General features: G+C 70.6%; 1 protein-coding gene. It reads right to left on the bottom strand.

The genetic code is table 11. The features are described from left to right. Positions 1–496: PAS domain-containing protein (locus tag Q7A36_RS40820; protein ID WP_305109485.1), on the bottom strand; the 496-nt coding region annotated here is incomplete at both ends.

Raw genomic sequence — 496 nt, 5'->3', positions numbered from 1 at the left:
ACCGCGCCGAAGGGCCTCCAGCGCGCCGCGCGCGAAGCGCAGCAGCACCTCGTCCGAGGTCCGCCGAGCGAGCAGCTGTAGGTTGCCAGAGGCGACCATGAGTAGGTTATTGAAGTCATGCGCGACGCCACCGGTAAGCTGACCCATCGCCTCGAGGCGTTGCGCCCGCCGCAGGGCCTGCTCGGCCCGCGCTCTCGCGGTGACGTCCTGAAAGGTGGCGATGGCCAACTCCACCTGACCGGCGGCGTCGCGGATCGGGGCGGCGCTCACTTCGAGATGCACGAGCGCCTCACCGTCACGCCGGTGCATCAGCGCCTCGTGGTCGACCCTCTCGCCCCGGAGAACGGCACGCGCCAGCGGATACTCGTCGGCTGTCAATGTCCGGCCGTCGGGGTGGAGCGCTCCGAAGCTCGCGGTGTAGGCGCGCCAATCCGGCGCTTCGGCCAGCGGGCGTCCGAGAATCCGCTCCGCCTCCGGGTTGGAGAAGACGACCCGG

Source organism: Paracraurococcus lichenis (assembly GCF_030657435.1).
GTDB lineage: Bacteria > Pseudomonadota > Alphaproteobacteria > Acetobacterales > Acetobacteraceae > Paracraurococcus > Paracraurococcus lichenis.
Note: the sequence above shows the minus strand (reverse complement) of the source record. Positions and strands in the feature narration are given on the sequence as shown.